At 42.9% G+C, this 3,718-nt stretch carries 4 protein-coding genes; all 4 read right to left on the reverse strand.

Translation table 11 applies throughout. From position 1 onward, the window contains the following. On the reverse strand, nt 1-1,004 hold a 1,004-nt coding region (gene argC / locus CGZ90_RS18665; RefSeq protein WP_094254029.1), incomplete at its 3' end, for an N-acetyl-gamma-glutamyl-phosphate reductase. Between the two features lie 234 nt (nt 1,005-1,238). Next, nucleotides 1,239-2,237: an ATP-binding protein gene (locus CGZ90_RS18670; RefSeq protein ID WP_165766912.1), complete on the reverse strand. Its 999-nt coding sequence runs from the start codon at nt 2,235-2,237 to the stop codon at nt 1,239-1,241. 400 nt (nt 2,238-2,637) lie between these two features. Further along, entirely contained in the window at nt 2,638-3,411 is a 774-nt protein-coding gene (locus tag CGZ90_RS18675; RefSeq protein WP_094254031.1) for an SDR family oxidoreductase, read from the reverse strand. Between the two features lie 19 nt (nt 3,412-3,430). Continuing rightward, nucleotides 3,431-3,718: NAD(P)-dependent oxidoreductase (locus tag CGZ90_RS18680; RefSeq protein WP_276206776.1), on the reverse strand; the 288-nt coding region annotated here is incomplete at its 5' end.

A 3,718-nucleotide genomic window follows, 5' to 3' on the forward strand; every position in this document is an offset into this window, starting at 1 on the left:
GTTTCGTCGAGATCCATCATGATGTTCATGTTATGAAGCGCCTGCCCCGCTGCCCCTTTTAGTAGATTATCAATCACCGAATATAGCGTCAGCCGTCCAGTTCGTTCGTCAAAAGAGAAGCTGATGTCACAATAGTTTGAGCCGTACACCTGTTTCGTGCCAAGCATCGTGTTTTCCGGATGCACTCTCACAAAATGCTCCTTCTCATAGCATTCTTGCAATGCTCGCAGAACATTTTGCGGACTTTTTCCCGGCTCTAGTTCAGAATAAATGGTTGCCATGATTCCCCGTGTCATCGGTACGAGGTGCGTCGAAAAAGTCATGGTTACATCTGTCTTTCCGATACTTGCAAAATTCTTTTCCATTTCTGGTATATGCTGATGCTGGTTCATCTTATAAATAACCGTGTTCTCATTCGCCTGTGCATAGTGAGCCGATTTTGCCAGGCTAGCACCCGCGCCGGAAAGCCCGCTCTTTGCATCCGCGATGATGGTCAAAGGATCAATCAAATTGTGTTTGAGCAATGGCAGGAGCGCAAGCGAAACCGCAGTAGGATAGCATCCAGGATTGGCGATCAGCTGGGCGCTTTGAATCTTCTCTTTGTTCCATTCACTCAGTCCATAAACTGCTTCATGCAGCCATCGTTCAGGGGGGGCCGGTTTTTTATACCACTTTTCGTATAAAACACTGTCCTTCAGCCTGTAATCACCTGCAAGGTCTATCACTCTTATTCCTGCGTCGAGAAGAGGAGGCAGGATCTCGGTCGAAACACCTGATGGAGCGCATGAAAAAACAATATCCATTTTTTTTATATGATCAGCCGACAGCTTGTGAAGCATGCCTTTATTCGTTATTTCAGTCAATTGAGGGTATTCGTCTGTTATGTACTGCCCTTCTTTTGAGGAAGAAAACAGTGTCACAGCCGGCTTTTCGGGATGTCCGCATAACAGCCGGTACAGCTCAACACCGCTGTAACCTGTTGCGCCTATGATTCCGATCTCCATTCCTCCACCTCATTTCTTAATGTTATGTTTCATTATAACTTGAATAAAAATTAATTCAACTGTATATTTATAAAAATCTTTCAACTTTTCCTGACAAAATATTCCCCGCTGATAAAAGACGCATGAAATGAAAGTACAGACCTTTCTGGACCTCCTTTAAACAAAAAATGACAAAAAAAAGCCCCCCTCGAATGGAGCGCTTTTATTAACTGAACTAAATATTAAGGATCTTGATTACCCTTGCTTTTTTAACGGCAAGTGGATTGTAAAACATGTTCCTTTTTGCAGTTCACTTTTTATCATGATGTTTCCGCCCATTTGCTTCACGATTTGATGGCATACGGTTAATCCGAGGCCTGTTCCTTTTTCCTTTGTGGAGTAATACGGACTGCCTATTTTTTTCAATTGAGTTTCTGTCATGCCTACCCCGTTATCTTTGATTTGAATGGATACATAACCATCAGACTGTTTTGCAGCAGAAATCCAGATTTCTCCTTCGCTTTTAATCGCCTCGATCGCATTCTTGATAATGTTGATCAGCACCTGCTGAATTTCCAGCTTAAGTCCCTCAATTTCGAGTCCTGATTCTACTTGCTGTGTAATATGAATGCTGTTTAAAATAGCATACGAATACATCACGTCGATCGATTGATGAATGACGGAAGATAGATCAATGGTTTCATATTGATCCGTTTGCGGCTTGGCAAGAGCTAAATATTGATTAATGATTCCTTGCGCCCGGTCTAATTCCTCGATCGAAATGCTTATGTATAAATGCTGTTCCTTCGTTAAATTTTCTTCTTTTTGCATTAACTGCATAAATCCCCGGACAGATGTCATTGGATTGCGGATTTCGTGAGCGACTGATGCCGCCAGCTGGCTGACGACATTCATTTTTTCCGTTCGAATCAGCTCTTGCTTCATTTCCATTTGTTCATTCATGTTTTCAATTAAATAGACGATAGCAATCAAGGTTGCCACTATAATTAGTGAAGAACTTAACTCAAAAATCGTTTGCCGGTGGTCTCCTTTTATTTGAAGAAAGATACCCCTTGTAATTGGAATCATCATATAAAACAAGCTGATCACGATGACTTTCCCTTTTATTCGATAGCGGTGAAACAAACGGGTTACAGGAAGCAGCAAAAGACAATACACAGAATAATTCCCTGCTAGGACCAGCATATTTTGGTCTGTAAAATAACCAGTAACTAGCAAAGCCAAAAATGCCATAAACCCTGCCCTCTTGCCTCCGTATAAAAAAGACAGTATGATAACGACTGCTTTAAAGTCATGTTTATAGATGTCGTAAACGACAGGCTGACTCATGGTAAAAACTAAAATTATCATCATGAACAGAAAAAATTTCGAATGAATTTTTTTCCGTTTCTCTTCTCTTTCTATAAAAAAGACTTGATAGATAAGGATTGTAAAAAGAATGAAGACAACGTGCAAGCACATACTTTGGATAGACTCCCACATACCGTTCCCTACTTCCCAGATTCACCTTTCTTATGGATTTTCGACAAAATTAAGGAATATCCTTTGTCAGTAAAACTATTTTTGTGCCGCTAGTTGCATGACTTTTTCAAGTCCAAAAGAGAACACGTTACGTAAGTTATGCTGCCTTTATCTATTTTCTCAAAAAACCGCCTTCTGAGTGGATTGTCTGCCCTGTTATCCATCCGCTTTCTCCGCTTGCCAAAAAGGTGATGATCCTGGCTGCATCTTCAGGCATGCCGATCCTTCCTAGCGGAAACTTTGGAAGCAGCACTGCTCGCAAGTCTTCATCCATCCAGCCCGTATCCGTCGGACCTGGATTGACACTGTTCACGGTAATCTTTTTAGGTGCAAGCTCTGCTGCAAGTGTCGCTGTAACCGCCTGGATGGCTCCTTTCGTCGCGGCGTATGCGATATCTCCTGTCATCGGACCGATTCCCTGCCCCGAAGTAAGGTTAATGATCCTGCCTTCCTCTCCTTTATAACGGAGCGAGAATTCCTTGCAGAGCATAAGAACCGCTCTTACGTTTATCTCATAGTGCAAGTCGATGCTTGCCTCATTTAGAGATTCAATGTTGTCGTTTTTTGAATAGCAGGCATTATTCACAAGTATATCTGGTATGCCGATCTCTTTTTCTGCTGCATCAAACAGTACAGGCGCAGTACCTGTCATGCTCAAGTCAAGCTCTATTGTCCCAGCTTTTCTTCCCATTTCACGGATTCTCGCTGCAAGATTTGCAGACTCTGAACCCTTTTTCCATTCTTCGTCACCATCATACGGTGAATAATATGTAAAGAAAATGTCCGCACCCTTTTCAGCCAGCATAAGACAAACCGAAGCGCCGATTCCTCCCAGCCTCCCTGCTCCTGTTACAAGGGCGGTCTTTCCTTTTAAAGGCAGTTCCATTCTGCACCTCCTCACTTCGTTATATTACTGGTGTTTTTGCATGCTTTCCTTCCAGGACCGCTTCGATATTAGCCGCTGCGAGTGCCGCCATCGCAAGGCGTGTTTCAACGCTGGAGCTGCCGATGTGAGGAAGCGCAGTTACGTTTGGCATACTTAGCAGCACGTGGCTGCTGTCAACTGGCTCTTTTTCATACACATCAAGACCGGCACCTGCAATTTGTTTATTCTGCAATGCTTCCACGAGGGCTGTTTCATCTACTGATGCACCTCTTCCAGCATTAATGAAAATGGCAGATTGCTTCATTTT

The organism is Fictibacillus aquaticus (assembly GCF_002245695.1).
Taxonomy (GTDB): domain Bacteria; phylum Bacillota; class Bacilli; order Bacillales; family Fictibacillaceae; genus Fictibacillus; species Fictibacillus aquaticus.

Bases quoted from the DNA above. Each gene is read 5' to 3' on its own strand.
- CGZ90_RS18670 (WP_165766912.1), bottom strand. From the start codon at position 2,237: ATGGCATTTTTGGCTTTGCTAGTTACTGGTTATTTTACAGACCAAAAT.
- CGZ90_RS18675 (WP_094254031.1), bottom strand. From the start codon at position 3,411: ATGGAACTGCCTTTAAAAGGAAAGACCGCCCTTGTAACAGGAGCAGGG.